Below are 25,382 nucleotides of genomic sequence, written 5' to 3' on the forward strand. Positions count from 1 at the left end.
GCTGGCCGGATGGCCTCGCCGACCAGGGTTCTTCTCGACGTCGACACCGGGATCGACGACGCCCTGGCGATCCTGTACGCGACGGCGTCCGCCCGCCTCGACGTCGCCGGGGTGTCGGCCGTGGTCGGGAACGTGCCGGTCCAGGTGGCTGCTCGCAACGCCGCGGCGGTCCTGGCGGCCGTCGGCGAAGCCTCGGTCCCGGTCGGGGTCGGCGCGTCCGCCTCGACGCAGGGAGTCGGCCCCCGCGTCGGGCCTACCAACCACGGGCCCGACGGACTGGGGGGTGTCACCGTGAGGCCGGCCAACCGGGTGCGCGAGCCGCACCCGGACGCGCTGGCGCTCTTCGACGCGCTGACGTCGGCTCGTCCGCTCACGGTGGCCGCCTGCGCTCCGCTGACGAACGTCGCGCGCTACGCAGCCCGCGGCGGCGTCGCCCGGGTCGTGCTGGTCGGCGGCGAGCTGGTCGCCGACGACGAGCCGGAGTTCAACGTGGGCCAGGACCCGGCTGCCACCCTGGCCGTGCTCGAGGCCGGGACCCCCACCACGGTGTACCCCGTGGACCTGTTCGAGACGGTCACCGTCCCGCCGGGACTCCTCGCGCGGCTGCAGCACGCGCCGGCGCCCGCGGCCCGCCTCGCCGGTGAGCTGCTCGGTGTCCGGCGCCGCCACCTGCTCGGTGACGCCGGCGCACTGGTGTTCCTGACCCACCCCGAGCTCTTCGAGGTCACCAGGACCCGCATGGCCGTCGTGGGACGACGCCTGCTTCCTGCGCCGCACCCGCAGGCCGGGTCCGTCGTCGACGTGGTCACCGCGGCGGACGGTCCCGCAGTGGTGGAGGCCTTCGCCGACGCCTTCCAGCACTCCCGTTGAGGGAGTCCCCGGGCGGGCGGACCGACAGGCGTACGCCACTGTCGGCGGCAAGCCCAGCCGTCAGAACAAGGTCCCCGGCCTCGCCCGCACCTGGGCCGCGGGCGATGTCCGGGCCGGCTCCTCCGTGACGGTGGCCGGCGCGCTGGGCGACGCCGCGACGGTGGCGTGGAGCATCGCCCGGGAGCTCGCCCTCGCCTGAGGTCGGCCCTGACCGGACGGTGATCAGCGCTGCACCCGCGCGCAATCGGGCCAATGCCCTGCACGGGGCCTCGTCCCCGGGAGAGGATCGGCCCGGCGCCCCCGCCCTCCCCGACTCGAGGACCGCATGCTTCTCAGCCTGACCTACTTCAGCTCCGCGACCGCCCGCTTCTCCCCCGGGGACCTCAAGGAGCTGCTCGCCGCCGCCCGGGCCAGCAACGCCGCGACCGACATCACCGGGATGCTGCTCTACCACGACGCCAGCTTCGCCCAGGCGCTCGAAGGGCCGGCCGAGCAGGTCCGATCGACCTTCGACCGGATCTGCCGCGACCGGCGGCACCGCGGCATCTACGTGGGCTTCGAGAACGAGATCACCGAGCGGGCCTTCCCCGACTGGGCGATGAGCTTCCGCGACCTCGACGGGGCCACCCCCGAGGACACCGAGGGCTTCTCCACCTTCGTCCAGGACGTCCGGGCGGGCCGGCCGGTGCCCGGCGACAGCGCACCCCACCACCTGCTGCGCGCCTTCAGCCGTCCCGTGCTCTGAGCCGCTGGCCCCCCACGCCCCGGGAGCGCCATACTCCCGAGGTGGCCGCGATGGAGTTCGAGTTCGAGGGGCCGGTCGTGGAGTGGCGCGGACCGGCGCCCTTCTACTTCCTCGCCGTCCCCGAGGACGAGAGCGACGACATCAAGATGGCGGCCAAGGGGCTGGAGTACTGGGGCCAGGTGCCGGTCGTCGTCCGGGTGGGCGAGACCGAGTTCACCACCGGTCTCTTCCCCAAGGACGGCCGCTACCTGCTGCCGCTCAAGGACGTGGTGCGGCGGGCCGAGGGGATCGAGCCCGGGCAGGTGCTCGGCGCCGCCCTGCGGGTCGGGCGCGGCTGAGGGCTCAGCCCGCCGTGACCCGGCCGGCCTCCACCTGCCAGCGCTGGTCGAGCCTGACGTTCTCCAGCAGCCGCCGGTCGTGGGAGACCAGCAGCAGGGTCCCGTCGTAGGAGTCCAGCGCCTGCTCCAGCTGCTCGATCGCCGGCAGGTCCAGGTGGTTGGTGGGCTCGTCGAGCACCAGCAGGTTGACCCCGCGGGCCTGCAGCAGCGCCATCGCCGCCCGGGTCCGCTCGCCCGGGGAGAGCCGACCGAACTCGCTGCTGACCTGGTCGGCCTTGAGCCCGAACTTCGCGAGCAGGGTCCGCACCTCCCCCGAGGCCAGCTCGGGCACCGCCGCCTCGAAGGCGTCGCCCAGGGGCAGCTCCTCGGCCAGCCCGGAGCGGGCCTGGTCGATCTCGCCCACCGCGACGCTCGCACCCCGTGAGGCGCGGCCCTCGTCGGGCGACAGATGACCCAGCAGCAGGCGCAGCAGCGTGGTCTTGCCGGCTCCGTTGGGGCCGGTGATGCCGACCCGGTCGCCGGCGCCGACCTGGAGCGAGACCGGCCCGAGGACGAACTCCCCCAGGCGCGCGACCGCGCCGTCCAGGGTCGCCACCACGCTCGAGGAGCGGGGTGCGGCGGCGATGTCGAACTGGAGCACCCACTCCTTGCGGGGCTCCTCGACCTCCTCCAGCCGAGCGATCCTCGACTCCATCTGGCGCACCTTCTGGGCCTGCTTCTCGCTCGACTCGCTCTGCGCACGCCGGCGGATCTTGTCGTTGTCCGGGGACTTGCGCATCGCGTTGCGCACGCCCTGCGAGCTCCACTCGCGCTGGGTCCGCGCCCGCGACTGCAGGTCGGCCTTCTTGTCGGCGAACTCCTCGTAGGCCTCCCGCGCATGCCGCCGGGCCACGGCCCGCTCCTCCAGGAAGGCGTCGTAGCCGCCGTCGTAGACCGCCACCCGGTGCTGGGCCAGGTCCAGCTCGACCACCCGGGTGACGCACCGGGCCAGGAACTCACGGTCGTGGGAGACCAGCACCACCCCGGCCCGCAGGCCACGGACGAAGGACTCCAGCCTGGCCAGGCCGTCGAGGTCGAGGTCGTTGGTCGGCTCGTCGAGGAGCACCACGTCGAACCTGCTCAGCAGCAGCGCCGCGAGTGCCACCCGCGCGGCCTGTCCCCCGGACAGCGAGGTCATCAGCGCGTCCGGGCCGGTCTCCAGCCCCAGCTCGGCCAGGACCGACGGCATCCGGTCCTCCAGATCCGCGGCACCGCAGGCCAGCCAGTGGTCCAGCGCCACGGCATAGGCGTCGTCGGCGCCGGGCATCCCGCTGCCCAGCTGGGCGGCCGTCTCCTCCATCGCGGCGGTGGCGGCCGCGGCACCCGTGCGCCGGGCGAGATAGGCCGCCACGGTCTCGCCCTCGACCCGCTCGTGCTCCTGCGGCAGCCACCCCACGAACGCGTCGGCGGGCGCGGTGCTCACCGTGCCGGCCACCGGGGTCGCCTGTCCGGCGAGCAGCCGCAGCAGCGTGGACTTCCCGGCGCCGTTCGCACCCACCACGCCCACCACGTCGCCCGGCGCGACGGTCAGGTCCAGGCCCTCGAAGAGCACCCGGTGGCCGTGGCCGCCGGACAGGCCCTTGGCGACCAGCGTGCCGCGCGTCTCCATGCGCGCAAGGGTAGGTCACGCCGACAGCTCAGCTGCGACCGCCGGCCATCAGGGCCAGGCCCAGCAGCATCTTGTCGCGGGGGTCGGTCAACGAGCGGCCGGTGAGCTGCTCGATCTGCTTCATCCGGTAGATCACCGTGTTGCGGTGGCAGTAGAGGTCGGCCGCCGCATGGGTCGGGGAGCCGTCGTGGTGCAGCAGCGCGGTGAGGGTCTCCAGCAGCGTCTGGGACTGCGCCCGCGGCAGCGCCAGGATCGGGCCGAGCGTCTCGGCGAGCAGGCGGGGCGCCACCTGGGGACTGCCGGCGAGCAGCACCTCGGGCAGCCGCTCGGAGACCGCCACCACCCGCCGTACGCCGCGCGGCACGGTCTCCGCGGCCCGGTGCGCCAGCTGGAACGCGGTCGCGAAGCCGGCCACCCCGTCGGTGCTCACCGCCACGCCCATGCGACCCGGGGCGTGGGGCGCGAAGAGCTCCACCAGTCCCGGCTCGTCGGGCAGCCGCCCGGAGAGGAGCCCGTAGTAGACGCCGGAGCGCACGTGCCACCGGGCGGCGACCCCGAGCCGGTCGAGCCGGTCCTCGACCGGCACCAGGGCGTCGCTGGCCTCCGCCCCGTCGTGCATGGCGACCACGCACGCGATCTCGTCGTCGGGTCCGATCTCGAGCGCGGCGCGGGCCTCGTCGGCGAAGAGCGGGTCGGCCCCGCGGCCTTCGATGAGACCGTCGAGCACGCTCTGCTCGCGTTGCAGGTCCTGGCGCTGGATCCGCGAGCTCTCCCGCCGGTAGGCGTCGATCACCACCGCGTTCTGCACGTCCAGGTTGGTCCAGACCGTGCGCGCCGCCATCAGCAGCACCTGGTCGTCGACCTCGATCGAGGAGTCGGCCGAGACCCGGGTGACCAGCGCCTCCCAGAGGATCCTCGCCCCCAGGGTGTAGGCGTTGAGCACCAGCTCGAGCGGCACGCCCTGACGGGCCCGACGCCGGCCGGTGTCGCGCCACAGCTCGACGGCGTTCTCCGACCCGCCCGGCTGGTCGTCGGGATCACGGTGTGCCGAGAGGATCCGCAGGCCGCGGCGGATGTGCTGGCGGGTGCTCGACCTGACGTCGGCGCGGAACTCGGGTCCGATCCGCTCCCACAGCTCCTGGTCGCGCTCGAAGAGGGTCAGCGTGATGCTGTCCGCGATCACGTCCGACTGGTCGAGCAGGAGGGCCCAGGCGTCGTGGAGCGCCTCCTGGGCCGAGTTGAGGGCGGTGGCACGCATGCATGCACCGTCGCACTGTCTGCACAATCCTGACCAGCCCCAACCGCTAATTGAGGCCGCTGCTCCAAGCATGTTTGGGCGTTCCGCCCAATGACCCGAATGTGCCAGCACACCAAGGTGGTGCAGGTCACATCGCCCAACCCCCGGCAGCGCCACTCACAGGAGGCCTCGTGAGCACCGATCTCGACCGGCCGGCCGCCACTGCCCACCAGCAGCAGGCCGACCTCGAGCTCAACCACGTCACCGTCAGGTTCGGTGGCCTGACGGCCCTCGCGGACGCCTCGCTGCGGGTGCGCCCCCGCACCGTGCACGGCGTGATCGGCCCCAACGGGGCGGGCAAGACGACCCTGTTCAACGTGGCCTGCGGCTTCGTGGTGCCCGACGAGGGGGGTCTGCGACGGCACGGGGAGGAGCTCGGCCGGCTCCGGCCGCACCAGCTCGCCGGCCACGGCATCGCCCGCACCCTGCAGGGGCTGGGCCTCTTCGACCGGGTCACCGTGCTCGAGAACGTCGTCACCGGCGCCGACCGGCACGCACGCACCGGCTTCCTCGGCGCGATGCTGGCGCTGCCGGGGTCGTGGCGCGAGGAGCGGGCGCTGCGCGAGCGGGCGATGGCGGCGCTGGACGCCCTGGGCATCGCGCACGTCGCTGCGCTCTACCCCGGCAGCCTCCCCTACCCCGTCCGCAAGCGGGTGGCGCTGGCCCGCGCCCTGGTGGCCGAGCCGGAGCTGCTCCTGCTCGACGAGCCCGCCAGCGGGCTCTCCGCCGACGAGATGGACGAGCTCGGCGAGCTGATCAGCGGCCTCACCGACCGGATGTCGGTGCTGCTCGTGGAGCACCACATGGACCTGGTGATGCGGGTCTGCGACGAGATCACCGTCCTCGACTTCGGCAAGGTGATCGCCCACGGGACCCCGGACGAGGTCCGCCACGACGAGGCCGTGCTGGCCGCCTACCTGGGCGAGGAGGTCTGATGCTCACCGTCGACCGCCTCACCGTCTCCTACGGTCCCGTCACCGCGCTCCACGACGTCTCCTTCACCGCCGCGAAGGGCGAGATCACCGCCGTGCTCGGGGCCAACGGGGCCGGGAAGACCACCCTGCTGCGCACCATCTCGGGGCTGCACCGCGCCAGCCACGGCTCGATCACCCTGTCGGGCGAGCAGATCGGCGCGGTCGCCGCGGAGCAGATGCCGGGCCGCGGGATGGCGCACGTGCCCGAGGGGCGCGGCGTGATCACCGAGCTCAGCGTCGAGGAGAACCTCCGCCTCGGCGGGCTCGGCCGGGGTGCGGGCCGGGTCACCGACCGCGACCTCTCGCTCGCCCTCGACCTCTTCCCGGTCCTCGCCGACCGCCGCACCCAGCAGGCCGGGACCCTCTCGGGCGGGGAGCGGCAGATGCTGGTGATCGGCCGGGCGCTGATGGCCCGCCCCGAGCTGCTGCTGCTCGACGAGCCCTCGCTGGGCCTGGCTCCCCGGATCGTGGCCCAGATCTTCGCCCTGCTCCGCGGCCTGGTCGCCGACCAGGGCCTCTCGGTGCTGCTGGTCGAGCAGAACGCCCGCAGCGCCCTCTCGGTCGCCGACCACGGCGTCGTCCTCGACCTCGGCCGGGTGGTGGCCGACTCGGAGGCTTCCGTGCTGGCCGCGGACGACCAGCTCCGCCACGCCTACCTCGGGTTCTGACCCGGACCCGGAAGGAGACGACCCACCCGTGCAACAGCTTCTCAACACCGCTCTCGGCGGCCTGACCCTGGGGATGGTCTACGCGGCCTTCGCCCTGGCCCTGGTGCTGATCTGGCGGTCGACCCGCGTGGTCAACTTCGCGCAGGCCCCGATGGCCATGGTCACCACCTTCGTCGCCCTGGTGGTGATCGACGCGGGCTACTCCTACTGGCTCGGCTTCGCCGCGGCGCTGGCCGCGGGCCTGCTGCTGGGCGCCGGCCTGGAGCGGACGATCGTGCGCCACGTCGACGGCAAGGCCGAGATCAACGCGGTGATCCTGACCCTCGGCCTCTTCATCGTGCTCCACTCGGTGGCCGCGGTGGTCTTCGGCAACGAGTACCGCTCCTTCCCCGCCCCCTTCGGCATCCGGGGCTTCGAGGTCGGCGACCGCACCATCGCCCTGACCGGGTTCGGGGTCTTCACGATCGTCGCGGTGCTGGTGGTGATGGGCCTGCTCGTGCTCCTCTTCCGCTTCACCGACCTCGGCCTCAAGATGCGCGCCGCCGCCTTCAACGCCGAGGTGGCCCGTCTGCTCGGCGTCCGGGTCGGCCGGATGAAGACCCTCGGCTGGGCACTCGCCTCGCTGGTCGGCTCCCTGGCGGGGCTGCTCATCGCCGGCGGCAGCCTGGTCCACCCCGGCTACATGGACTCCATCGTGGTCTACGGGTTCGTCGCCGCCGTGCTCGGCGGGCTCGAGAGCCCCGCCGGCGCGGTCGTCGGCGGCCTGGTCCTGGGCCTGACCCTGAGCTTCGTCAGCGGGTACGTCGGCTCGCAGCTCGTCGCGCTCGCCGCCCTGCTGATCCTGATGCTGGTGCTGACCCTGAAGCCCGGCGGCCTCTTCTCCACCACGACGGCGAGGCGGGTCTGATGTCCGGGATGCGTACGACGCTGGGCCGGTCGCTGCGAGAGGTGACCCTGCTCCGCCACCTGGTCGGTGCCGCGCTCGGGCTGGTCGTGGTCGTCCTGGTGCTCACCGCCGTCGACGACTTCCGCCGGTTCCAGCTGGCCGAGATGGCCTACCTCGGCATCGCCGCCGGCGGGCTCACCGTGCTCACCGGCCTCAACGGCCAGCTCTCGCTCGGCCACGGGGCGCTGATGGCCTTCGGCACCTACACCACCGCGCTCCTGCTGCCCGACCGCGAGGCCGGCACCCCGCTGCTGCTGGTGGTCCTGGCCGCGGTCGCCGTCACGGTCGCGGTCGGCGCCCTCGTGGGGGTGGCGGCCGCCCGGCTGCACGGCCCCTACCTGGCCGGAGCGACGCTGGCGCTGGCGGTCGCCGTCCCCGGGATCGCGCTCTACTTCAAGGAGACCCTCGGCGGCGAGCAGGGACTGCCCGTCGTGCTGCCGGACCCGCCCACCTGGGCCGACGACGCGACGTACTTCCTGACCGGCCAGGACCTGACCGGCCGGGGCTGGGTGGCGTTCGTCGCCTGGCTCACCCTGATCGTCACCTTCCTCCTGCTGGCGAACCTGTCGCGCAGCCGGGTCGGGCGCCGCTGGCGGGCGGTGCGCGACGACGAGGTCGCCGCCCAGCTCGCCGGCATCGACCTGGGCCGCGCCCGGGTCTCGGCCTTCATGGTCAGCGCCGCGGCCGCGGGAGCGGCGGGGGCGATGCTGGGCATCGCCGTCCGCCTGGCCGCCCCGAGCTCCTTCACGCTCACGCTGAGCCTCACCCTGCTGGCCGCGGTCGTGCTGGGCGGGCTGGGCAGCCTGACGGGGGCCCTGCTCGGCGCAGCACTGCTGACCTTCCTCCCCCAGTTCGTCACCGGGCTCGGCATCGACGCCGGCCTCGACGACATCGCGGCCGCCGAGCTCGCGCCCCTCGTCTACGGCGTCGTCATGGTGCTCGTCATCCTGCTCGCCCCCAGCGGGCTCTTCGGGACCGTCCACCGCGCCGTGCTGACCAGGCGAGCCCGCCGCACCCCCACCGACTCGGACCCGGCCCCCGGGGCCAGCACCAACACCACCAGAGAGGGAGCAACACCATGAGACGCAGGAACACGAGGTCGACGCGACTGGTCGGCTTGACCGGCCTGGTCGTGACCACCCTTGTCCTCACCGCCTGCGGTGCGGGCGGCCGGGACGACGACGGGGACGGCGACGGCGAGACCGGCGGCGGCGCCTCCGACACCGGGGTCACCGCCGACACGGTCACGATCGGCGGGCACTTCCCGCTGACCGGGGTCGCGGCCCCGGGCTACAGCGATATCCCGACCGGCGCCAAGGCGTACTTCGACTACGTCAACGCCCAGGGCGGCGTCCACGGCCGGCAGATCGAGTACATCGTCAAGGACGACGGCTACAACCCGACCAACACCAGCAAGGTCACCAACGAGCTGCTGCTCCAGGACGAGATCTTCGCGATGGTCGGCGGGCTCGGCACCCCGACCCACAGCGCGGTGGTCGACCAGCTCAACACCGAGGGCGTCCCGGACCTCTTCGTCTCCTCCGGCTCCCTGATGTGGGGCGACGACGTCGAGGCCCGGCCGATGACCTTCGGCTGGCAGCCCGACTACGAGAGCGAGGGCAAGATCATCGGTCAGTACGTCGCCGAGAACATGCCCGACGCCAAGGTCGGCCTCTTCCTCCAGGACGACGACCTGGGCGAGGACGCCGAGAAGGGCGTGCGGCAGTTCCTCGACAAGGAGATCGTCGCGGTCGAGCGCTACACCTCGGGCAACACCGACGTGGGCCCGCAGATCGCCGGCCTCCAGGGCGCCGGGGCCGACCTCGTCCTCTCCTTCAACACCCCCTCCTACACCGCGCTGGCGCAGCTGGTCTCGATGAAGCTGGGCTACAAGCCGAAGTGGTACGTCGCCAGCATCGGCTCCGACCCCGACCTGGTGGGCTCGCTGCTCTCGGAGTTCTCCGAGGGCGCGATCAAGGACGGCACCAGCGCGCTCGAGGGCGTGATGACCTCGGAGTACATCCCCGGCAACGACCAGACCGACGACCCGTGGGTCCAGCTGTGGCAGAAGGTCTGGGACGAGCACGGCGCCAAGGGTGAGCTCACCAACTACCGGATCTACGGCATGTCCCACGCCTACGCGTTCGTCCAGGCCCTGCAGGGGGTCGGCGAGGACCTGACCCGCGAGGGCCTGGTGGAGTGGCTCGAGGAGAACGGCGAGTCGCTGGAGGGTCCGCAGCTGGCTCCGTTCCGCTACAGCGCCGACAGCCACATGGGCATCTCGGGCATGCGGCTGGCCGAGATCAAGGGCGACTCCTCCGAGCCGCTGACGCCGGTGCTGGTCACCGACATCGGGGACGCGGAGATCACCGAGGACTCCTCGGGCCAGGCCGACGACGCGCCGCCGGAGAGCGGGATCGCGGAGTGAGCCACCGCTGGGCGTCGTCCGGGCACCGGGTCACAGCCGCTCCGCGGTCCGGCGCGCGGCGACGCCCAGCACCTCCCAGGCCGTGCTGAACGGGGGCGAGTAGGCCAGGTCCATCCAGGCCAGGTCGTCCACCGTCCCCTCCGCCCACAGGACCGCGGCCGCGGTGTCGACCCGTTTGGCGGCACCGCGGCCGCCCACCAGCTGGACACCCAGCAGCCGACGCGAGGCCCGGTCCGCCATCACCCGGATGGCGACCGGGTCCGCCTCGTCCATGTAGCCGCTGGCGGTCGAGCCCTCGGTCACCACGGCCACCGGGTCGAACCCGGCCGCCTTGGCGTCGGCGTGCGAGAGGCCGGTGCGGGAGACCTCGAGGTACCGGCCGCCGGCGGCGAACCGGGTGATCGCGGTCTCCAGGATGCCGTCGAAGGCGAGCGTCCCCCCGGCCAGGCTGTCGCCCAGGGCCCGGCCCATCTTGTTGGCGTGCGAGCCCAGCGGGCGGAAGACCCGGTCCGCGGCGAGACGGCGCCACGTCTCGCAGCAGTCGCCCGCCGCCCAGACCCGGTCCGCGACCCGGCCGTGCGGGTCGGGGCGCAGTGCCCCCTTCTCCCCCAGCGCCAGCCCCGAGCCGGCCAGGAACCCGGTCGCCGGCACCACCCCGAGGGCGAGCACCACCAGGTCGCAGTCGCGGGACCCGCCCTCCCAGCGGACGGCACGCACCGCGCCGTCGACGACGTCGAGCCCGGTCACGTCGGCGTCGAGCACGACCTCGACCCCGGCGTCGGTCAGGGCGAGCGCCACCCGGTCCGACATCTCCGGCTCCAGGGAGCTCATCACCCGGGAGCGGGTGACCAGGGTGACGCCGAGGCCGCGGCGCAAGGCCGCCTCGGCGACCTCGAGGCCGATGTAGCCGCCGCCGACGACGACCACGTGGGCCGCCTCGCCGGCCCCGGCGAACCGGTCCAGCCACTCCTGCCCGTCGTCGAGGGTCTTGACCTGCCCCACCCCCCGGGGCAGCGCGCCCGTCTCGTCGCGCGCCCAGCCGGGCACGATCGGGGTGGCCCCGGTGGCCACCACGAGCTGGTCGTAGCCGACCGGCTCGCCGCCCTCGACCCGCACCTCGCGCTCGTCCAGGTCGACCCCGGCGGCGCGGACGCCGAGGCGGACGTCGATCCCGGCCCGGCGGTGCTCGTCGGCGGTCCGGGCGACGAGCGCGTCGGCGGAGTCCACGTCGCCGGCCATCCAGTAGGGGATGCCGCAGGCGGAGTACGAGGTGTGCCTGCCCTGGTCCAGCACCGTCACCTCGAGCTCACGCCCGGTGCGCCGGGCGGTGCGCAGCATCTGGTGCGCCGCGGACATGCCTGCCGCGTCGGCGCCGAGGATGACGATGCGCTCGCTCATGCGGGCCAGCCTCGCACGTCGGGTGGCCGGGTGCTCAGGCCCTGCGGGTCTCCAGCACCCGGAACCCCTTGACGCTGGCGAGACGCTCGGTGGGCCAGCCCTGCTCGGTCAGCCAGCGCTGGAGCGAGTCGGCCCCCAGGTTCTTGCCGACCACCGAGACCATCCGCCCGCCCGGCGCCAGCCGCGGCAGCCAGGTCAGCAGCAGCTCGTGGAGCGCCTCCTTGCCGATCCGGATCGGTGGGTTGGACCAGATCTCGTCGAAGAGGTAGCCGGCCGGCACCTGGTCGGGTCGGCACGCCACGAAGGTCCCGGAGACGCCCAGGCTCCGGGCGTTCTCGTTGGCCAGCGCGATGGCGCGCTCGTTGACCTCCACCCCGATCACCCGGGCCAGGGGCACCGCCTTGGCGATGGCCAGGCCGATCACCCCGTAGCCGCAGCCGAGGTCGAGGAACTGGCCCTGGGCCGGCGGCTCCGTCTCGCGGAAGAGGACGGCGGTGGCGTGGTCGAGGTGGCCACGGCTGAAGACCCCCGACCCGCTGACCAGCTCGAGCTCGTGACCCCACACCTCGCAGGTGAAGCTCTCCCGGATGAAGGGCACGTCGGGGTCGGCGGAGAAGTAGTGGTCCTGGTCGCCACCGGTGTCGTTCATGCCAGCTCCCTCTTGGCTCGGGCACGTCGCGCCTGGACCACCAGCTGGTCGTCGGCGGGGTAGCCGACCTCCTCCAGGGTGAGCCCGTGGGCGTGCATCACGGTCAGTGCCGGGTTGCGTTCCCGGGCGGTCATCAGCTCCACGGCCCAGCCCGGCGCGCGCCGCCCGTCCCCCACCGCGACCATGCACCCCACCAGCGAGCGGACCATGTTGTGGCAGAAGGCGTCGGCCCTCACCCGGGCCACGGCCACGCCGGCGGGGTCGCGCTGCCACTCCAGCTCCAGCAGGGTGCGCACCGTGGTGGCCCCCTCGCGGCGCCGGCAGAAGGCGGCGAAGTCGCGCAGGCCGAGCAGGGTGGCCGCGGCCTGGTTCATCGCGTCCAGGTCGAGTGCCCGCGGCCAGGCCAGGACGTGGTGCCGGTGCAGCGGGTCGACCAGGTCGGGGTGGTCGGCGATGCGGTAGGCGTAGCGACGCCACACGGCGGAGAACCGGGCGTCGAACCCGGCCGGGGCCTCGCCCACCCGGCGTACCCGGACGTCGGGGGGAAGGATGCCGTTGAGCCTGCGGGCGAGCGCGTCGGCCGGGGGGTCAGTCGAGCGGCCGGCGGAGCGCGCCAGCAGCTCCGGCGCGAGGTCGACGTGGACCACCTGCCCCCGGGCGTGCACCCCGGCGTCGGTGCGGCCGGCCACCACGGCGCGGACCGGCGAGACCCGCAGCGCGGTGGCCAGCGCGGCCTCGAGCGTCTCCTGCACGGTCCGTCGGCCCGGCTGGGTCGCCCACCCGGAGAAGTCGGTGCCGTCGTAGGCGAGGTCGATCCGGAGGCGCACCGGCCCATCCTCCCAGAAGGGGCGCAGAGTTGTTCAACCAGATGGTTGACGTGGCCGGGGCCACAGCCGTAGGTTTATTCAACCGATCAGTTGAACAAGGAGTCCCCCCGTGGCCGACCCGCTCTCCCGCGTCTTCGCCGCCCTCGCCGACCCGACCCGGCGCGACATGGTCGCCCGGCTCGCCGTCGGCGACGCGACGGTCGGGGAGCTCGCCGAGCCCTACGACGTGAGCATGCAGGCGGTCTCCAAGCACCTCAAGGTCCTGGAGGAGGCCGGACTGGTCAGCCGCACTCGTGAGGCGCAGCGTCGGCCGGTCCACCTGGAGGCCGAGGTGTTCGACCTCATGACGAAGTGGATCGAGCGCTACCGCCGGCAGGCGGAGGAGCGCTACCAGCGCCTGGACGCCGTCCTGGCGCGGATGCAGCAGGAGCAGGACCCCCCTGGCACACCGGAGCAAGAAGGGACAGCATCATGACCATGACCGACCCGACCGACCGTTACGCAGAGGCCGCCATCCAGGCGGACGAGGAGGTCCCCGCCATCCACATCTGGCGCGACTTCGAGGCGACCGTGGCGCAGGTGCTGCGCGCGCACACCGACCCGGACCTGTTCGCCCAGTGGATCGGGCCCGACTCGGTCACCACCCGGATCGACCGGTGGGACTGCCGCACCCTGGGCTCCTACCGCTACCTCAACGTGCACGAGGGGCAGGAGTACGCCTTCCGCGGCACCTTCCCGTACGTGGGCGAGGACAAGATCGTCCAGACGTTCACCTGGGAGGGGATGCCCGAGGCGATCGCGCTGGAGACGATGACCTTCACCGACCTCGGGGACGGCCGGACCCGCGTGCACGGGTTCTCCCTCTGCGACTCCTTCGAGGGGCGCGACGGGATGCTCTCCTCCGGCATGGAGGTCGGCGTCCAGGAGGGTTACGCCAAGCTCGACCGCATGTTCGCCGACGGACGGGTCTGAGGTGGGACTGCCCACCGAGCCCGCCGCCCGCCACCGCGAGGTGGCGGGCCGGTTCACCGCTCTGGTGCGGGGCACGACCGACTGGTCGAGCCCCGCACCGGTGGCGGGGTGGACGGCGCGCGACGTGGTGGAGCACCTGGTCACCTGGCTGCCGGGGTTCCTCGCCGACGCCACGGCGTACCGCTGGGAGCCCGGTCCGCCGGCCGCGCTGGACCCGGTGGCGGCCTGGCTCGCCCAGCTCGAGGGCGTGCAGGGCCTGCTCGACGACCGCGAGGCGGCGGCCTCACCGTTCACCCACCCGCACGCGCCGCCCCAGGACCTGGCGGCGGCCCTCACCACCTTCTACACCGCCGACGTCTTCATGCACTCCTGGGACCTGGCGCGTGCCACCGGCCAGGACGCCACCCTCGACCCGGAGTTCTGCGCGGAGATGCTGCGCGAGATGGAGGCGATGGAGGACGCCGTCCGCGCCTCCGGGCAGTTCGGGGTCCGGCGTCCGGTCCTCGACGGCTCCGGCCCCCAGGAGCGCCTGATCGCCTTCATCGGCCGCGACCCGGCGTGGCGGCCCGGGGCGGACTGAGGCAGGACGCCGCCTGTGGAGTGCCCGCACGGCGCGTCGGCGGGCACTGGCAAGGTGGGGCGCACCTGCCAGCCCCACCCTCGACCGGAGTCGCCGTGCCCGCCACCGGACCGTCGTCCGACCAGACCGCCCAGATGCTCGCGAAGGTGCGCAAGCTGCTCGCCAAGGCCGAGGACCCTGCGGCGAGCCCCGAGGAGGCGGAGACCTACACCGCCAAGGCCACCCAGCTGATCGCCGACTACGGCATCGACGCGGCACTCCTCTCCGCCGACGACCCCGGCAGCGACCGGGTGGCGGACCGGGTGATCGGCCTGGACGCCCCCTACGCGCGGGACAAGGCCCATCTCCTCTGCGAGGTCGCCAACCGGCTGCGCTGCCGGGCCGTGCTGCGCACCCGAGCCTCGCAGTCGGCGCCGACCGAGCACTCCGTCCACCTCTTCGGCCACGCCTCCGACCTCGCCCGCGTCGAGCTGCTCTTCACCAGCCTGCTGATGCAGGCCGGCCGGCAGCTGGCCCGCACTCCCGTGCCGCCCTGGGAGCACAAGGCGGCCTTCCGGCGCTCCTGGCAGGCCGGCTTCCGGATGTCCATCTCCCGGCGGCTGGCGGAGGCGGAGGCCCGGGCCGAGGGGGCGGCCACGGAGCGGACCAGCCGCGGCGGACGCGCCGCCGGCCTGGTGCTGGCCGACCGCGCCGTCGAGGTCGAGCACGCTCTGCGCAACGCCTACCCCGGCGCCCGTCAGGCACGGCCCCGGTCGTTGTCGGGCTCGGGGATGCGCGACGGGTACCTGGCCGGAGAGCAGGCCGATCTGGGCACCACCCGGCTCCGGGGCGAACGGGCCCCCTTGCCGCGGGGCCGGTGAGCCGGGCCACCGGAAGGGCGCGGCTCAGGTAGGCAGGTCAGGCAGGTCAGGCAGGTCGCCCACGCTCGGCGGATCCGCCCCCGGTCGCGACACCGTCACGGCAGCGGCCGCGCTCGCCCACTCCAGCGCCTCGCGCACCTGCCCCCCGGTGAGGGCCCACCCCGCCCCGGGCGCTCCCGGCCGCCGGTCGAGGGCCCCGGCCGCGAGGAGCCAGCGCACCAGCGCGGCGCCGAAGGTGTCCCCCGCCCCGATCGTGTCCACCACCGTGACGGGCCGGCCCTCCACGGAGAGCACCCGCTCGTGGTCGATCCAGAGCGCCCCGTGGGCGCCCCTGGTGACGACCACCGCCCCGGCGCCCTCGTCGAGCAGCCGGCGAGCCGCATCCTGCGGCGTCAGACCGGGCATCAGCACCTCGAGGTCTTCGTCCGAGGCCTTGACCAGGTCCGAGAGAGCCGCGGTCACCGCCACCGAAGCGAGCAGGTGCGGTCCGTCTCCCGTGATCGCAGGTCGCGCGTTGACGTCGTAGACGACGGCGGCCTCCCGCCCCCACCGGCCGACCAACGTCCGCACCGTCGACGCGCCCGGCTCCAGCACCGGGGCCAGCGAGCTGACCAGGAGCACCCGGGGACCTTCGCGGAGGGCGTCGACGGCAGGGTGCAGCCTCCAGTCCACGTCGAAGGAGTACCGGGCCGAGCCGTCGGGCGCGATCCGCGCCTCGGCCGTCGCGGTCCGGGAGAGCACCCTCGGGTCCACCGGCAGGCCGACGCCCTCGGCGGCCAGGTGCCGCGCCAGCCGGTCCCCGCGCGGGTCGGCGCCGAGGGCGGTGAGCAGCCCGACCGGCACACCGAGGCGTGCCAGTGCGACGGCCGTGTTCGCCGCGCTTCCGCCCGGCAGCTCACGCGCGGGCCGTCCGTCGCCGTGCACGACGTCGACCAGGGACTCCCCCACCACCAGCACCTCGTCCATCCCGCGATGCTCGCCGGTCGGGGCTCACGAGTCCAGCGTCATACCCTGTCGAGCATGAGCGAGCCCCCTCTGGTCAGGGTCGACCGCGACGACCCCGTTCCGCCGTTCGAGCAGGTGCGTGCCCAGCTGGCCTCCGCGGCGGCTCGCGGGGAGCTCGCGCCGGGCACCCGGCTGCCGTCGGTGCGCGCGCTGGCCGACCAGCTGGGTCTGGCGGCGAACACCGTGGCCAGGGTCTACAAGGAGCTCGAGGCCGACGGTGTGGTGGAGACCCGTGGACGCGGTGGGACCGTGGTCCGCAGCGGCTCCCGCGCGGAGGGCGACGAGGCGCGCCGGGCGGCCGAGGCCTACGTGGCGACCTGTCGCCGGCTCGGACTGACCCGTGCCGAGGCGATCCGCCTGGCCGAGGACGGATGGTCACGGTGAGACGCACGAAGCCCGCCCCCTGGAGAGGGGACGGGCTTCGCGGGGACTGCTGGGGCGGGAGACCTACTCCTTGACCTCAGCGGCGTCCGTGGACTGCTCCTCGGCGTTCTCGGCGTCCGGCTGGACGGCCAGCACCTCGGCCTCACCGTCGACACCCTCGGCGATGACCTCGGCGGGCGCACCCTCGGAGGTCTCGTCGGCGGTGGTCTCCTCGGCGGTGGTCTCCTCGGCGGGCGCCTCCTCGACCGGGGCGGCAGCCGCCTTGGTCTTCTTCGACGACGCGGCCTTGGGCGAGTACGCCTCGGTGACGAGCTCGATCACGGCCATGGGGGCGTTGTCGCCCTTGCGGGGGCCGATCTTGGTGATCCGGGTGTAGCCACCCGGACGCTCGGCGAAGGTCGGGCCGATCTCGGTGAAGAGGGTGTGCACGACCGACTTGTCGCGGACGACCTTGAGCACCTCGCGACGGTTGTGCAGGTCACCCTTCTTGGCCTTGGTGATCAGCTTCTCCGCGTAGGGGCGGAGCAGCCGGGCCTTGGCCTCGGTCGTGGTGATGCGACCGTGCTCGAACAGGGCGGTGGCCAGGTTCGAGAGGATCAGGCGCTGGTGGGCCGGGCTGCCGCCGAGACGGCGGCCCTTCTTGGGGGTGGGCATCGCTTCTACTCATTCCTCCCCGGCCGTACCAGGTACCGGGGTAGTCGGTCCCGGCGTCGTTCGCCGGGATCTGGGGTGTGTCAGGACTGGTCGTCCTCGACGCTGTGTCAGTACTGCTCGTCCTCGACGAACGCGTCGTCGTCGTCGTCGCTGTAGGCGGCGAGCGCGGCGTGCGGGTCGAAGCCGGGGGCGCTGTCCTTGAGGGAGAGACCCATCTCGACGAGCTTGGCCTTCACCTCGTCGATCGACTTCGCACCGAAGTTGCGGATGTCGAGCAGGTCCTGCTCCGAGCGCGAGATGAGCTCGCCCACGGTGTGGATGCCCTCGCGCTTGAGGCAGTTGTAGGAGCGGACCGTCAGCTGCAGGTCCTCGACCGGCAGGGCCAGGTCGGCGGCGAGCTGCTCGTCGACCGGCGACGGGCCGATGTCGATGCCCTCGGCCTCGACGTTGAGCTCACGGGCCAGCCCGAACAGCTCGACGAGGGTCTTGCCGGCCGAGGCGATCGCGTCGCGGGGACGGATCGACGGCTTGGTCTCGACGTCGATGACCAGCTTGTCGAAGTCGGTGCGCTGCTCGACACGGGTGGCCTCGACCTTGTAGGTCACCTTCAGCACGGGGCTGTAGATCGAGTCGACCGGCATCCGGCCGATCTCGTTGTCGGCACCCTTGTTCTGGACGGCGGAGACGTAGCCGCGGCCACGCTCCACGACGAGCTCCATCTCGAGCTTGCCGTTGTCGGAGAGGGTCGCGATCCGCAGGTCCGGGTTGTGCACCTCGACGCCCGCGGGCGGGGTGATGTCGGCAGCGGTGACGACGCCGGCACCCGACTTGCGCAGGTACATGGTGACCGGCTCGTCGTGCTCCGAGGAGACCACGAGGCCCTTGAGGTTCAGGATGATCTCGGTGACGTCCTCGGTGACGCCGTCGATCGTCGAGAACTCGTGCAGGACCGAGTCGATCTTGATGCTGGTCACGGCCGCTCCCGGGATGGAGGAGAGCAGGGTGCGACGCAGCGAGTTGCCGAGCGTGTAACCGAAGCCGGGCTCGAGGGGTTCGATCACGAACCGGGAGCGGAACTCGTCAACGGTCTCTTCCGACAGGGTCGGGCGCTGAGCGATAAGCACTGAATTCTTTCCTTTCCGGACCCACCCGATATATGACGGGCCCGAACTTCGGCGACGAGGATGAAGTTGAGGGGTGCCCCTCCGGGGCCCGGCTGGGCCGGGCCCCGGAAGGCGGTGGTCGGGAGGAGCTCCCGACCGGACTACTTCTTGGAGTAGAACTCCACGATCAGCTGCTCCTGGACCGGCAGGTCGATCTGCGCCCGGGTCGGGAGCTGGTGCACGAGGATCCGCATCCGCGAGGGGATCGCCTCGAGCCACGCCGGGACGACGCGCTCGCCGTGGGTCTCGCGAGCCACGATGAAGGGGGTCATCTCCAGGGACTTCTCCCGCACGTCGATCACGTCGTGCGCCGAGACCTGGTAGGACGGGATGTCCACCTTGAGGCCGTTGACCCGGAAGTGGCCGTGGTTGACCAGCTGGCGGGCGTGACGACGGGTCCGGGCGAAGCCGGCACGGTAGACGACGTTGTCCAGGCGGCACTCGAGGAGCTGCAGCAGGTTGTCGCCGGTCTTGCCCTTACGGCGCGAAGCCTCCACGTAGTACTTGTGGAACTGCCGCTCCAGGACGCCGTAGGTGAAGCGCGCCTTCTGCTTCTCGCGGATCTGGAGGAGGTACTCGCTCTCCTTGATCCTGCCCTTGCCGTGCTGGCCGGGCGGGTAGGGGCGACGCTCGAACGCAGCGTCACCACCGACGAGGTCGACACCGAGACGGCGCGACTTCTTGGTCATGGGACCGGTGTAACGGGCCATCTTTCAAAGTCTCCTTAGGTCTCGGGTGATCAGACGCGACGGCGCTTGGGCGGGCGGCAGCCGTTGTGCGGGGCAGGCGTGACGTCCTGGATGGTGCCGACCTCCAGGCCGATGGCACCCAGCGAGCGGATCGCCGTCTCGCGGCCCGAGCCCGGGCCCTTGACGAAGACGTCGATCTTCTTCATGCCGTGCTCCTGCGCCCGACGACCCGCGGCCTCGGCGGCCATCTGGGCGGCGAACGGAGTCGACTTGCGGGAGCCCTTGAAGCCGACGGTGCCGGCCGAGGCCCACGAGATCACCGCACCGGTCGGGTCGGTGATCGTGACGATGGTGTTGTTGAACGTGCTCTTGATGTGGGCTTCGCCCTGAGCGACGTTCTTCTTCTCCTTGCGGCGCACCTTGGTGGTGCGGCTCTTGGGAGGCATTCAGTATCTCCTGAGGTAGCTGGGAAGCGTTGAGTTCGAGGAAGTCAGCAAGTGATCCGGCGGAGGCCGAGGATCACTTCGCCTTCTTCTTGCCGGCGACGGTGCGCTTGGGACCCTTGCGGGTGCGCGCGTTGGTCTTGGTGCGCTGACCGCGGACCGGGAGGCCCATGCGGTGGCGGCGACCCTGGTAGCTGCCGATCTCGATCTTGCGACGGATGTCGGCCTGGACCTCGCGACGGAGGTCACCCTCGATCTTGAAGTTGGCTTCGATCTCATCGCGGAGCTTGACCAGCTCCTCGTCGCCCAGGGTGTGCACGCGGGCGTTCGGGTCGACCCCGGTCGCGGCGAGCAGCTGCTGGGCACGGGTACGGCCGATGCCGTAGATGTAGGTGAGTGCGATCTCGATGCGCTTGTCGCGCGGGAGGTCAACACCAACGAGGCGAGCCATGTGTCTGGCATTCCCTTCGGGTAGTTCGCTGCGGTTTCGTCCGTGTCGCACCCCGGCGCCTCGCACAGGTCCTGGACCTGTGCAACCGGGCTCCGGCCGCTGCTCCGGAGGTGGGTTCGCCGGTCACCCTCGCGGGTGTCCCGGCTAGCGAGCACGTTGAATGGATTCTTCTGTTGTCGCGAGACCGGCGGCGGACCGCCGGCTCATCAGCCCTGCCGCTGCTTGTGGCGCGGGTTCTCGCAGATGACCATGACGCGGCCGTGGCGACGAATGACCTTGCACTTGTCGCAGATCGGCTTGACGCTCGGGTTGACCTTCACTTCGGAGGGCCTTTCTCAGATCGGCTGGTTACTTGTAGCGGTAGACGATGCGACCTCGGGTGAGGTCGTACGGCGAGAGCTCCACCACCACACGGTCCTCCGGGAGGATCCTGATGTAGTGCTGGCGCATCTTGCCGCTGATGTGGGCGAGCACCTTGTGTCCGTTGCTCAGCTCGACCCGGAACATGGCGTTGGGCAGGGCCTCCGTGATGGTGCCCTCGAGCTCGATCACGCCTTCTTTCTTCGGCATGTCCTCCACAATCTGTTGGAACGTTGTCTACCGTGTGCACCCCGGCTGACGGATGTCGTCCGGGGGTGGCCCGGGAACCTCCCGCCTGGGCGGGTGGACCTCGTGCGACAGCCGCTGGTGTCTCATTTCCGCGCATCATCCAAGTTCCCCGAGGAGAGACCTGGTCGATGTCACGGCAGCCGCGAGACGCCGACGAGCATGCCCACGTTGGGCCGACGCATCAGTCTAGTGGGCGACGCCGCGAAACCCTAATCAACCGGGCGGGCCACCGCGGCCCCTCCGAGGAGCCGGGCCCGGCCGCCGGGCTCGGCCGACCGGTCCGGAAGCTGGCGAGGCTGAGGGCCGCGCGGATCCGCTGCCGGCGTCCGAGGCCCGCGACCATCGCCCGGCGCTCCTCCTCGACCCTCTCCCAGTAGGTGTCGGCCTCCTCCGGCTGTGGCGGGGTGGGCCCGAAGACGAAGCCGTCCGCGCGGCGCGCCAGCGCCACGGACCCGCCGGAGGTCATCGCGAGCGACTGCTGGCGGCGCGTCGCCCAGGGCCCGGCCGGCACCGGCTGGCCCAGGTCGCGGGCCTGGTCGACCAGCTCGCGCCAGGCGCCCACGAAGCGTGCCGAGACGACCGGCGCCCGCCGGCGGCGGTGCCGGCGCAGCGTCTTGGCCCCCACGATGGCGCCGACCACGGCGGCGACCAGCAGCAGCGGCAGCCCGACGACCCTGGCGACAGTGCCCACCCAGGCGGGCAGGCCGCCGGCGTCCTCGTCGTCGGCCTCCTCCTCGGCCTCCTCCTGCTGCATCCGGGTGCGCAGCTCGGAGTCGGAGGACTCCCCCAGGTCGGAGGGGGGCGGGATCGGGGCCGGCGGCGGGACGACGGTGCCGGTCATCGGCTCCTGGGTCTCCGGCTGCCGCTCCGCGGGAGGCTTGGTCGACATGAACCGCTCGGTGGGCAGCGTGCGCCAGGTGCCGTCCGCGACCCGGAGCTCGACCCAGGCCTCGACGTGCTCGCCCTTGACCACGCCTCCCTGGGGGACCACCGCACCCAGCACCACCCGGGCAGGGACGCCGAGCTTGTTGGCCATCAGCGCCATCACCGCGGCGTACTGCTCGTCGTTGCCGACCATCGGGTCGGCGTTGACGAACTCGTCGGAGAGGCGCTTGTGGCCGTGGCCGGGGTGGTAGCCGCGCTCGGCCCGGCGGACGCCGTCGGAGTAGCGGCCGTTCTCGCGCAGGTGGTCGGCCGCGGCGAAGACCCGCTCCATCGGCGTGCTGGCCGACTCGGTCCACTTGTCCCGGGCCTGGTCGAGGAAGCCGGTGTCGGCGTTGAGGGCGCCCGGCAGGGGCGAGGCGCCGGTCTCGGCGGTGACGGCGTCCTCGGGCACGACCGCGTCGAAGGCGTAGACGTCGCCGGGGTGCAGCCCGCTCGGCACCACGGCGGTCGAGGTCGCCAGGTTGTAGCGGAAGCTCTCCGCCTTGGTCCTGGGGTCGCCGGCCTCGAACTCCATCGACTGCAGGGCGCCGACGGTCGGCAGCCAGACGCCCGAGTAGCCGGCGGCGACCCGGACCCGGACGCTCACCTCGCGACCGCGGACGGGGTTGTCGATGACCGAGGAGACCCGCTGGAAGGCGTCGCCGGACTCCGCGGCCAGCGGGTCGTTGGTCGCGCCGTAGACCATGCCGTCCCAGTGGTCGAGCGTGGCCATCCGCAGGCGGGTCCCCGGCTCGACGCCCTCCACGACGAACATCTCCTCGTGGAAGACGTTGGTCTTCTCGCTCCGGTTGCCCAGGTCGACGTAGTTGCGGAAGGCGGCCAGCGGCGACGGGTAGGCGCCGATGTCGAACGGCGGCTCCACGTGCTCGCGCAGGACCAGCCGGTCGGGGTCCTCGTCCATGAAGGCTCCGGCCACGGGCAGGGCGAGCCCGGCGGCGACCGCCAGCAGACCGACCGCCGCCGCGACCCGCACGGGGCCCGGGCGGCCCACCCGCACCTGCGCGGTGGCGCTCCGCCCGCGCAGCGCCAGCCAGCCCAGCGCCAGCCCGGCGAAGACCGCACCCTGGACCAGCAGCGACTGGGGGTGGGAGACGCCGAGCAGGATCGCGGCGACCAGCACCCCGGTGGCCGCCAGCACCGGCAGCACGGCGGTGAGCCAGGGCCGGCGCAGCTCGAGCAGCACAGCGCCGGAGCCGACCAGGCCGGCCAGCAGGCCCATCACCCACGGCAGCACGAGCAGCGGCCCGTCGCCCTCCACGGGCGGCAGGGTGGTGAGCAGGTCCTTCCAGCCGTAGAGCAGCTGGTCCACCAGGGTCCCGAGCGTGCCGGGGCCGGGCAGGAAGGCGGTGTCGCCCTCGGAGCGCAGGGTCAGCGGCCCGCCGAGGAGCATGAAGACCAGCACGGTGAGCAGCACCGCCGCGACGGCGGGCAGCCCCACGGCCCGGCACAACACCGAGGCGCCGGCCGCCAGGACCGTGCCGAGCACGCCGACGACCAGGAACTGCCAGCCGGTGAACGAGGCTGCCAGGCCGGAGAGCGCGACGCCGACCAGCACCACCAGGACGGCGAGGTCGACCCACTGCTCCGGGCGGGGCCAGCGGCGCTCGGACCTGGTCCTGGTCCGGGTGCCGGTGGTGGTCGTGGCGCTCATCCGACGCTCCAGTGGAGAAGGCGGCCCAGGTCCTGCTTGGCGGTCAGGTGCAGCACCCGGAGGCCGGCCGCGTCGGAGACCCGGCTGATGCCGGTCGGCTCCACCAGGATGGCGAAGCGCCTCACCTCCGAGCCGAAGGCGGCGGAGGCGCGCTGCACATCGGCGAAGGCGGCCTCCGAGCCGGTGATGAAGAAGGCGATGCTGGTGTCGGGGGCGGCACCGACGGCGCGGCGGGCCGTGGCGACCAGCCCGGCGTCGCCGAAGTCGGCGCGGCAGACCGCATCGAGCGCCAGGTGCCCCTGGCCGCCGGAGGACGCCTGGTTCCCGCAGACGAACGAGACGTCGAACTCGTCGGTGGCGGCGCGCACCGCGATCGAGGCGGCCACCGTCATCGCGGTCTCGAAACCCTCCGGGTCGTGCCAGGAGCGGAGCCGGTCGTCGACCACCAGGGTGGCGTGGCTGCGCCGGGTGTCGAGGTACTGGCGGACCAGCAGCGCGTTCTCCCCGGTGGAGGCCATCACCTTGGCCGAGGAGCGCCAGTGGACGTGGCGCAGGTCGTCGCCGGGCGCATACTCGCGCAGCGCGTGGAAGGCCAGGTCGCTCTGGCTGACGGCGTCGGTCGAGACGCCCTCCAGGTCACGCAGGAGGCCGGCCCCGAGCGAGTCCAGCGGCAGCACCGCGGGGCGGACCAGCACCTCGCGCAGCGGCGTCCAGACCATGTCGCGGGAGAAGAGCCCGAGCGGGTCGCCGCGCAGCGTCGTCGCGGGGCCCACCGGGATCACCCCCCGGCGCTCGGTGCGGATGGTGAACGACTCCTCGTCGCTCTCCTCGGCCCCCAGCGCGCCGACGGCGTACCGGTGCACGGTGGTCCCGACCGGGACCTCGAGCGTGGTGGGCATCATCCGGCGCCCGGAGACGTTGGTGACCACCACGCCGGCGGCCACCGACTCCCCCGCCACCACCCGCTCCGGCTCGAGCCGCAGGTCGACGCGGACAGAGGTCCGCCCCAGCAGGAAGGGGGTCGCCAGGAGCAGCAGCAGCAGGCACGCCGCCGCCAGGACCCCCACCTCGAGCCAGCCCGTCAGGCCGGCCACGACGAGGGCGCCCACGCCCAGCCCCAGCACCACCCAGCCGGTCGGCCGGACGACCGCCAGGACTGCGCGCACCGCTCGCTCGAGGACCTCCATCGACGACTCAGGCCACTCGGTCCGTCGGGGGTGCCACGGAGTCGAGCAGGCGTCCGATCACGGTCTCCACCGAGACGCCACTGAACTGCGCCTCCGCGTCCAGGAGCAGGCGGTGGCTCAGGACGGGCTCGGCGAGGTCGCGGATGTCGTCGGGGACGACGTGGTCGCGGCCGTCGGCGGCCGCCCAGGTCTTGGCCACCCGCACCAGGGCGAGGCAGCCGCGGGCCGAGAGCCCGAGCCTGACGTGGGGCAGGCGCCGCGACTCCTCCGCCAGCTCGGCGACGTAGCCGATCACGGCGGGGTCGACGTAGACCTCGTCGGCGAGCTCGCTCATCTGCGCGATCGTCTGGGCGGTGATGACCGGCGACACCAGGGCGGCACGGTCGCGCACCCGGGCGTTGACCAGCAGCTCGACGGTGGCCTGGCGGTCGGGGTAGCCCACCGAGGTCTTCATCAGGAAGCGGTCCAGCTGCGCCTCGGGCAGCCGGTAGGTGCCGGCCTGCTCGATGGGGTTCTGGGTGGCGATCACCAGGAACGGACGGCCCACGGAGTGCGCGACCCCGTCGACGGTCACCTGGCCCTCCTCCATCACCTCGAGCAGGGCCGACTGGGTCTTGGGCGAGGCGCGGTTGATCTCGTCGGCCAGCACGATCGTGTGGAAGATCGGCCCGGAGTGGAACTCGAACGTGCCCTTGTGCTGGTCGTAGACCGTCACCCCGGTGACGTCGGAGGGCAGCAGGTCGGGGGTGAACTGGATGCGGGCGTGACTGCCCTGCACGGTGTTGGCGAGCGCCCGCGCCAGCATGGTCTTGCCGGTCCCCGGGACGTCCTCCAGCAGGATGTGCCCCTCCGAGAGCAGGCAGGTCAGAGCCAGGCGCACCACCTTGCGCTTGCCCAGCACCGCCTTCTCGATGTTGTCGGTCAGCTGGTCGAAGGTCTTCTTGAACCACTCGGCCTGCTCGTGGGAGATCGTCATGCGTCTTCTTCCGTTCGAGGGGGTC

General features: G+C 72.7%; 29 protein-coding genes. 13 read left to right on the forward strand and 16 right to left on the reverse strand.

Annotated elements, in window-relative coordinates; translation table 11 throughout:
• The first annotated feature begins 9 nt into the window (after nt 1–9).
• The 3 genes from AC4BG9_RS01995 to AC4BG9_RS02005 all read left to right on the forward strand — a co-directional run bounded on the left by AC4BG9_RS01995 (nt 10) and on the right by AC4BG9_RS02005 (nt 1,953).
• On the forward strand, nt 10–870 hold the full coding sequence (locus tag AC4BG9_RS01995) for a nucleoside hydrolase (RefSeq protein WP_490569409.1): 861 nt from the start codon (nt 10–12) through the stop codon (nt 868–870).
• Between the two features lie 325 nt (nt 871–1,195).
• On the forward strand, nt 1,196–1,615 hold the full coding sequence (locus tag AC4BG9_RS02000; protein ID WP_490569410.1) for a BLUF domain-containing protein: 420 nt from the start codon (nt 1,196–1,198) through the stop codon (nt 1,613–1,615).
• 50 nt (nt 1,616–1,665) lie between these two features.
• Nucleotides 1,666–1,953 carry a DUF1905 domain-containing protein gene (locus tag AC4BG9_RS02005; protein ID WP_490569622.1) on the forward strand — a complete coding sequence of 96 codons (288 nt, stop codon included), beginning with the start codon at nt 1,666–1,668 and terminating at the stop codon, nt 1,951–1,953.
• 4 nt (nt 1,954–1,957) lie between these two features.
• Here AC4BG9_RS02005 and AC4BG9_RS02010 read toward each other — a convergent pair whose 3' ends face one another.
• A complete protein-coding gene (locus AC4BG9_RS02010; RefSeq protein WP_490569411.1) occupies nt 1,958–3,601 on the reverse strand; it encodes an ABC-F family ATP-binding cassette domain-containing protein in 1,644 nt (547 codons plus the stop codon).
• 28 nt (nt 3,602–3,629) lie between these two features.
• Complete coding sequence (locus tag AC4BG9_RS02015) at nt 3,630–4,859, reverse strand: PucR family transcriptional regulator (RefSeq protein ID WP_490569412.1); 1,230 nt, start codon at nt 4,857–4,859, stop codon at nt 3,630–3,632.
• Nucleotides 4,860–5,029: 170 nt separating this feature from the next.
• Between AC4BG9_RS02015 and AC4BG9_RS02020 the strand changes: the two genes are divergently transcribed.
• From AC4BG9_RS02020 to AC4BG9_RS02040, 5 genes are read left to right on the forward strand one after another with little or no spacing between them, the layout of a single operon-like run.
• The gene (locus AC4BG9_RS02020) at nt 5,030–5,833 is read left to right on the forward strand and encodes an ABC transporter ATP-binding protein (RefSeq protein ID WP_490569413.1); all 804 of its coding nucleotides are present in this window, start codon (nt 5,030–5,032) and stop codon (nt 5,831–5,833) included.
• Entirely contained in the window at nt 5,833–6,540 is a 708-nt protein-coding gene (locus AC4BG9_RS02025; RefSeq protein ID WP_490569414.1) for an ABC transporter ATP-binding protein, read from the forward strand. The genes AC4BG9_RS02020 and AC4BG9_RS02025 overlap by 1 nt, the downstream gene beginning before the upstream one ends.
• A 28-nt stretch (nt 6,541–6,568) precedes the next feature.
• Nucleotides 6,569–7,447: a branched-chain amino acid ABC transporter permease gene (locus AC4BG9_RS02030; protein WP_490569415.1), complete on the forward strand. Its 879-nt coding sequence runs from the start codon at nt 6,569–6,571 to the stop codon at nt 7,445–7,447.
• Nucleotides 7,447–8,568, forward strand: a complete 1,122-nt coding sequence (locus AC4BG9_RS02035; protein ID WP_490569416.1) for a branched-chain amino acid ABC transporter permease — start codon at nt 7,447–7,449, stop codon at nt 8,566–8,568. The genes AC4BG9_RS02030 and AC4BG9_RS02035 overlap by 1 nt, the downstream gene beginning before the upstream one ends.
• The gene (locus AC4BG9_RS02040) at nt 8,565–9,914 is read left to right on the forward strand and encodes an ABC transporter substrate-binding protein (protein ID WP_490569417.1); all 1,350 of its coding nucleotides are present in this window, start codon (nt 8,565–8,567) and stop codon (nt 9,912–9,914) included. The genes AC4BG9_RS02035 and AC4BG9_RS02040 overlap by 4 nt, the downstream gene beginning before the upstream one ends.
• 30 nt (nt 9,915–9,944) lie before the next feature.
• Here the strand turns inward: AC4BG9_RS02040 and AC4BG9_RS02045 are convergent, their stop codons facing one another.
• From AC4BG9_RS02045 to truA, 3 genes are read right to left on the reverse strand one after another with little or no spacing between them, the layout of a single operon-like run.
• The gene (locus AC4BG9_RS02045) at nt 9,945–11,312 is read right to left on the reverse strand and encodes an FAD-dependent oxidoreductase (protein ID WP_490569418.1); all 1,368 of its coding nucleotides are present in this window, start codon (nt 11,310–11,312) and stop codon (nt 9,945–9,947) included.
• Nucleotides 11,313–11,346: 34 nt separating this feature from the next.
• Nucleotides 11,347–11,961 (reverse strand): class I SAM-dependent methyltransferase, encoded by a 615-nt coding sequence (locus AC4BG9_RS02050; RefSeq protein WP_490569419.1) that lies wholly within the window; start codon nt 11,959–11,961, stop codon nt 11,347–11,349.
• Nucleotides 11,958–12,788 (reverse strand): tRNA pseudouridine(38-40) synthase TruA, encoded by an 831-nt coding sequence (gene truA / locus AC4BG9_RS02055; RefSeq protein WP_490569420.1) that lies wholly within the window; start codon nt 12,786–12,788, stop codon nt 11,958–11,960. Before truA ends, AC4BG9_RS02050 begins: the two co-directional genes overlap by 4 nt.
• 109 nt (nt 12,789–12,897) lie before the next feature.
• Between truA and AC4BG9_RS02060 the strand changes: the two genes are divergently transcribed.
• From AC4BG9_RS02060 to AC4BG9_RS02075, 4 genes are all read left to right on the forward strand, one after another.
• On the forward strand, nt 12,898–13,263 hold the full coding sequence (locus AC4BG9_RS02060) for an ArsR/SmtB family transcription factor (RefSeq protein ID WP_490569421.1): 366 nt from the start codon (nt 12,898–12,900) through the stop codon (nt 13,261–13,263).
• A 2-nt stretch (nt 13,264–13,265) separates the two neighbouring features.
• Nucleotides 13,266–13,760, forward strand: coding sequence for an SRPBCC domain-containing protein (locus AC4BG9_RS02065; protein ID WP_490569422.1), 495 nt, complete (start codon nt 13,266–13,268; stop codon nt 13,758–13,760).
• 1 nt (nt 13,761) lies between these two features.
• On the forward strand, nt 13,762–14,340 hold the full coding sequence (locus AC4BG9_RS02070) for a TIGR03086 family metal-binding protein (RefSeq protein ID WP_490569423.1): 579 nt from the start codon (nt 13,762–13,764) through the stop codon (nt 14,338–14,340).
• A 95-nt stretch (nt 14,341–14,435) separates the two neighbouring features.
• The gene (locus AC4BG9_RS02075; RefSeq protein WP_490569424.1) at nt 14,436–15,200 is read left to right on the forward strand and encodes a DUF2786 domain-containing protein; all 765 of its coding nucleotides are present in this window, start codon (nt 14,436–14,438) and stop codon (nt 15,198–15,200) included.
• A gap of 24 nt (nt 15,201–15,224) precedes the next feature.
• Here the strand turns inward: AC4BG9_RS02075 and AC4BG9_RS02080 are convergent, their stop codons facing one another.
• A complete protein-coding gene (locus AC4BG9_RS02080) occupies nt 15,225–16,166 on the reverse strand; it encodes a PfkB family carbohydrate kinase (RefSeq protein WP_490569425.1) in 942 nt (313 codons plus the stop codon).
• A 54-nt stretch (nt 16,167–16,220) separates the two neighbouring features.
• Here AC4BG9_RS02080 and AC4BG9_RS02085 point away from each other — a divergent pair, with 54 nt between their 5' ends.
• Complete coding sequence (locus tag AC4BG9_RS02085; RefSeq protein WP_490569426.1) at nt 16,221–16,589, forward strand: GntR family transcriptional regulator; 369 nt, start codon at nt 16,221–16,223, stop codon at nt 16,587–16,589.
• Nucleotides 16,590–16,652: 63 nt separating this feature from the next.
• On the opposite strand, the gene rplQ is transcribed toward AC4BG9_RS02085, so the two are convergent.
• The 10 genes from rplQ to AC4BG9_RS02135 all read right to left on the reverse strand — a co-directional run bounded on the left by rplQ (nt 16,653) and on the right by AC4BG9_RS02135 (nt 25,357).
• The gene (gene rplQ, locus AC4BG9_RS02090) at nt 16,653–17,243 is read right to left on the reverse strand and encodes a 50S ribosomal protein L17 (RefSeq protein ID WP_490569427.1); all 591 of its coding nucleotides are present in this window, start codon (nt 17,241–17,243) and stop codon (nt 16,653–16,655) included.
• Between the two features lie 107 nt (nt 17,244–17,350).
• Complete coding sequence (locus AC4BG9_RS02095; protein ID WP_490569428.1) at nt 17,351–18,367, reverse strand: DNA-directed RNA polymerase subunit alpha; 1,017 nt, start codon at nt 18,365–18,367, stop codon at nt 17,351–17,353.
• 140 nt (nt 18,368–18,507) lie between these two features.
• Nucleotides 18,508–19,116: a 30S ribosomal protein S4 gene (rpsD, locus tag AC4BG9_RS02100; RefSeq protein ID WP_489964693.1), complete on the reverse strand. Its 609-nt coding sequence runs from the start codon at nt 19,114–19,116 to the stop codon at nt 18,508–18,510.
• A gap of 29 nt (nt 19,117–19,145) precedes the next feature.
• Nucleotides 19,146–19,541 carry a 30S ribosomal protein S11 gene (gene rpsK, locus AC4BG9_RS02105; RefSeq protein ID WP_489964692.1) on the reverse strand — a complete coding sequence of 132 codons (396 nt, stop codon included), beginning with the start codon at nt 19,539–19,541 and terminating at the stop codon, nt 19,146–19,148.
• Between the two features lie 73 nt (nt 19,542–19,614).
• Nucleotides 19,615–19,989 carry a 30S ribosomal protein S13 gene (gene rpsM, locus AC4BG9_RS02110; protein ID WP_056599771.1) on the reverse strand — a complete coding sequence of 125 codons (375 nt, stop codon included), beginning with the start codon at nt 19,987–19,989 and terminating at the stop codon, nt 19,615–19,617.
• A gap of 206 nt (nt 19,990–20,195) precedes the next feature.
• Nucleotides 20,196–20,309, reverse strand: a complete 114-nt coding sequence (rpmJ, locus tag AC4BG9_RS02115; protein ID WP_004008316.1) for a 50S ribosomal protein L36 — start codon at nt 20,307–20,309, stop codon at nt 20,196–20,198.
• A 28-nt stretch (nt 20,310–20,337) separates the two neighbouring features.
• Nucleotides 20,338–20,559, reverse strand: a complete 222-nt coding sequence (gene infA, locus AC4BG9_RS02120) for a translation initiation factor IF-1 (RefSeq protein WP_026145687.1) — start codon at nt 20,557–20,559, stop codon at nt 20,338–20,340.
• 220 nt (nt 20,560–20,779) lie between these two features.
• Nucleotides 20,780–23,194 carry a transglutaminase-like domain-containing protein gene (locus tag AC4BG9_RS02125; RefSeq protein WP_490569429.1) on the reverse strand — a complete coding sequence of 805 codons (2,415 nt, stop codon included), beginning with the start codon at nt 23,192–23,194 and terminating at the stop codon, nt 20,780–20,782.
• The gene (locus tag AC4BG9_RS02130; RefSeq protein ID WP_490569430.1) at nt 23,191–24,381 is read right to left on the reverse strand and encodes a DUF58 domain-containing protein; all 1,191 of its coding nucleotides are present in this window, start codon (nt 24,379–24,381) and stop codon (nt 23,191–23,193) included. Before AC4BG9_RS02130 ends, AC4BG9_RS02125 begins: the two co-directional genes overlap by 4 nt.
• 7 nt (nt 24,382–24,388) lie before the next feature.
• The gene (locus AC4BG9_RS02135) at nt 24,389–25,357 is read right to left on the reverse strand and encodes an AAA family ATPase (protein ID WP_490569431.1); all 969 of its coding nucleotides are present in this window, start codon (nt 25,355–25,357) and stop codon (nt 24,389–24,391) included.
• Nucleotides 25,358–25,382: the final 25 nt, after the last annotated feature.

Source organism: Nocardioides sp. Z40_12, assembly GCF_058215795.1.

Bases quoted from the DNA above. Each gene is read 5' to 3' on its own strand.
- AC4BG9_RS02080 (WP_490569425.1), bottom strand. From the start codon at position 16,166: ATGGACGAGGTGCTGGTGGTGGGGGAGTCCCTGGTCGACGTCGTGCAC.
- rpsM (WP_056599771.1), bottom strand. From the start codon at position 19,989: ATGGCTCGCCTCGTTGGTGTTGACCTCCCGCGCGACAAGCGCATCGAG.
- AC4BG9_RS02135 (WP_490569431.1), bottom strand. From the start codon at position 25,357: ATGACGATCTCCCACGAGCAGGCCGAGTGGTTCAAGAAGACCTTCGAC.
- AC4BG9_RS02045 (WP_490569418.1), bottom strand. From the start codon at position 11,312: ATGAGCGAGCGCATCGTCATCCTCGGCGCCGACGCGGCAGGCATGTCC.
- AC4BG9_RS02040 (WP_490569417.1), top strand. From the start codon at position 8,565: ATGAGACGCAGGAACACGAGGTCGACGCGACTGGTCGGCTTGACCGGC.
- rpsK (WP_489964692.1), bottom strand. From the start codon at position 19,541: ATGCCTCCCAAGAGCCGCACCACCAAGGTGCGCCGCAAGGAGAAGAAG.
- AC4BG9_RS02005 (WP_490569622.1), top strand. From the start codon at position 1,666: ATGGAGTTCGAGTTCGAGGGGCCGGTCGTGGAGTGGCGCGGACCGGCG.
- rpsD (WP_489964693.1), bottom strand. From the start codon at position 19,116: ATGGCCCGTTACACCGGTCCCATGACCAAGAAGTCGCGCCGTCTCGGT.
- AC4BG9_RS02015 (WP_490569412.1), bottom strand. From the start codon at position 4,859: ATGCGTGCCACCGCCCTCAACTCGGCCCAGGAGGCGCTCCACGACGCC.
- AC4BG9_RS02010 (WP_490569411.1), bottom strand. From the start codon at position 3,601: ATGGAGACGCGCGGCACGCTGGTCGCCAAGGGCCTGTCCGGCGGCCAC.
- rplQ (WP_490569427.1), bottom strand. From the start codon at position 17,243: ATGCCCACCCCCAAGAAGGGCCGCCGTCTCGGCGGCAGCCCGGCCCAC.
- infA (WP_026145687.1), bottom strand. From the start codon at position 20,559: ATGCCGAAGAAAGAAGGCGTGATCGAGCTCGAGGGCACCATCACGGAG.
- AC4BG9_RS02065 (WP_490569422.1), top strand. From the start codon at position 13,266: ATGACCGACCCGACCGACCGTTACGCAGAGGCCGCCATCCAGGCGGAC.
- AC4BG9_RS02085 (WP_490569426.1), top strand. From the start codon at position 16,221: ATGAGCGAGCCCCCTCTGGTCAGGGTCGACCGCGACGACCCCGTTCCG.
- AC4BG9_RS02025 (WP_490569414.1), top strand. From the start codon at position 5,833: ATGCTCACCGTCGACCGCCTCACCGTCTCCTACGGTCCCGTCACCGCG.
- AC4BG9_RS02035 (WP_490569416.1), top strand. From the start codon at position 7,447: ATGTCCGGGATGCGTACGACGCTGGGCCGGTCGCTGCGAGAGGTGACC.
- AC4BG9_RS02050 (WP_490569419.1), bottom strand. From the start codon at position 11,961: ATGAACGACACCGGTGGCGACCAGGACCACTACTTCTCCGCCGACCCC.
- AC4BG9_RS02125 (WP_490569429.1), bottom strand. From the start codon at position 23,194: ATGAGCGCCACGACCACCACCGGCACCCGGACCAGGACCAGGTCCGAG.
- AC4BG9_RS01995 (WP_490569409.1), top strand. From the start codon at position 10: ATGGCCTCGCCGACCAGGGTTCTTCTCGACGTCGACACCGGGATCGAC.
- AC4BG9_RS02130 (WP_490569430.1), bottom strand. From the start codon at position 24,381: ATGGAGGTCCTCGAGCGAGCGGTGCGCGCAGTCCTGGCGGTCGTCCGG.
- AC4BG9_RS02000 (WP_490569410.1), top strand. From the start codon at position 1,196: ATGCTTCTCAGCCTGACCTACTTCAGCTCCGCGACCGCCCGCTTCTCC.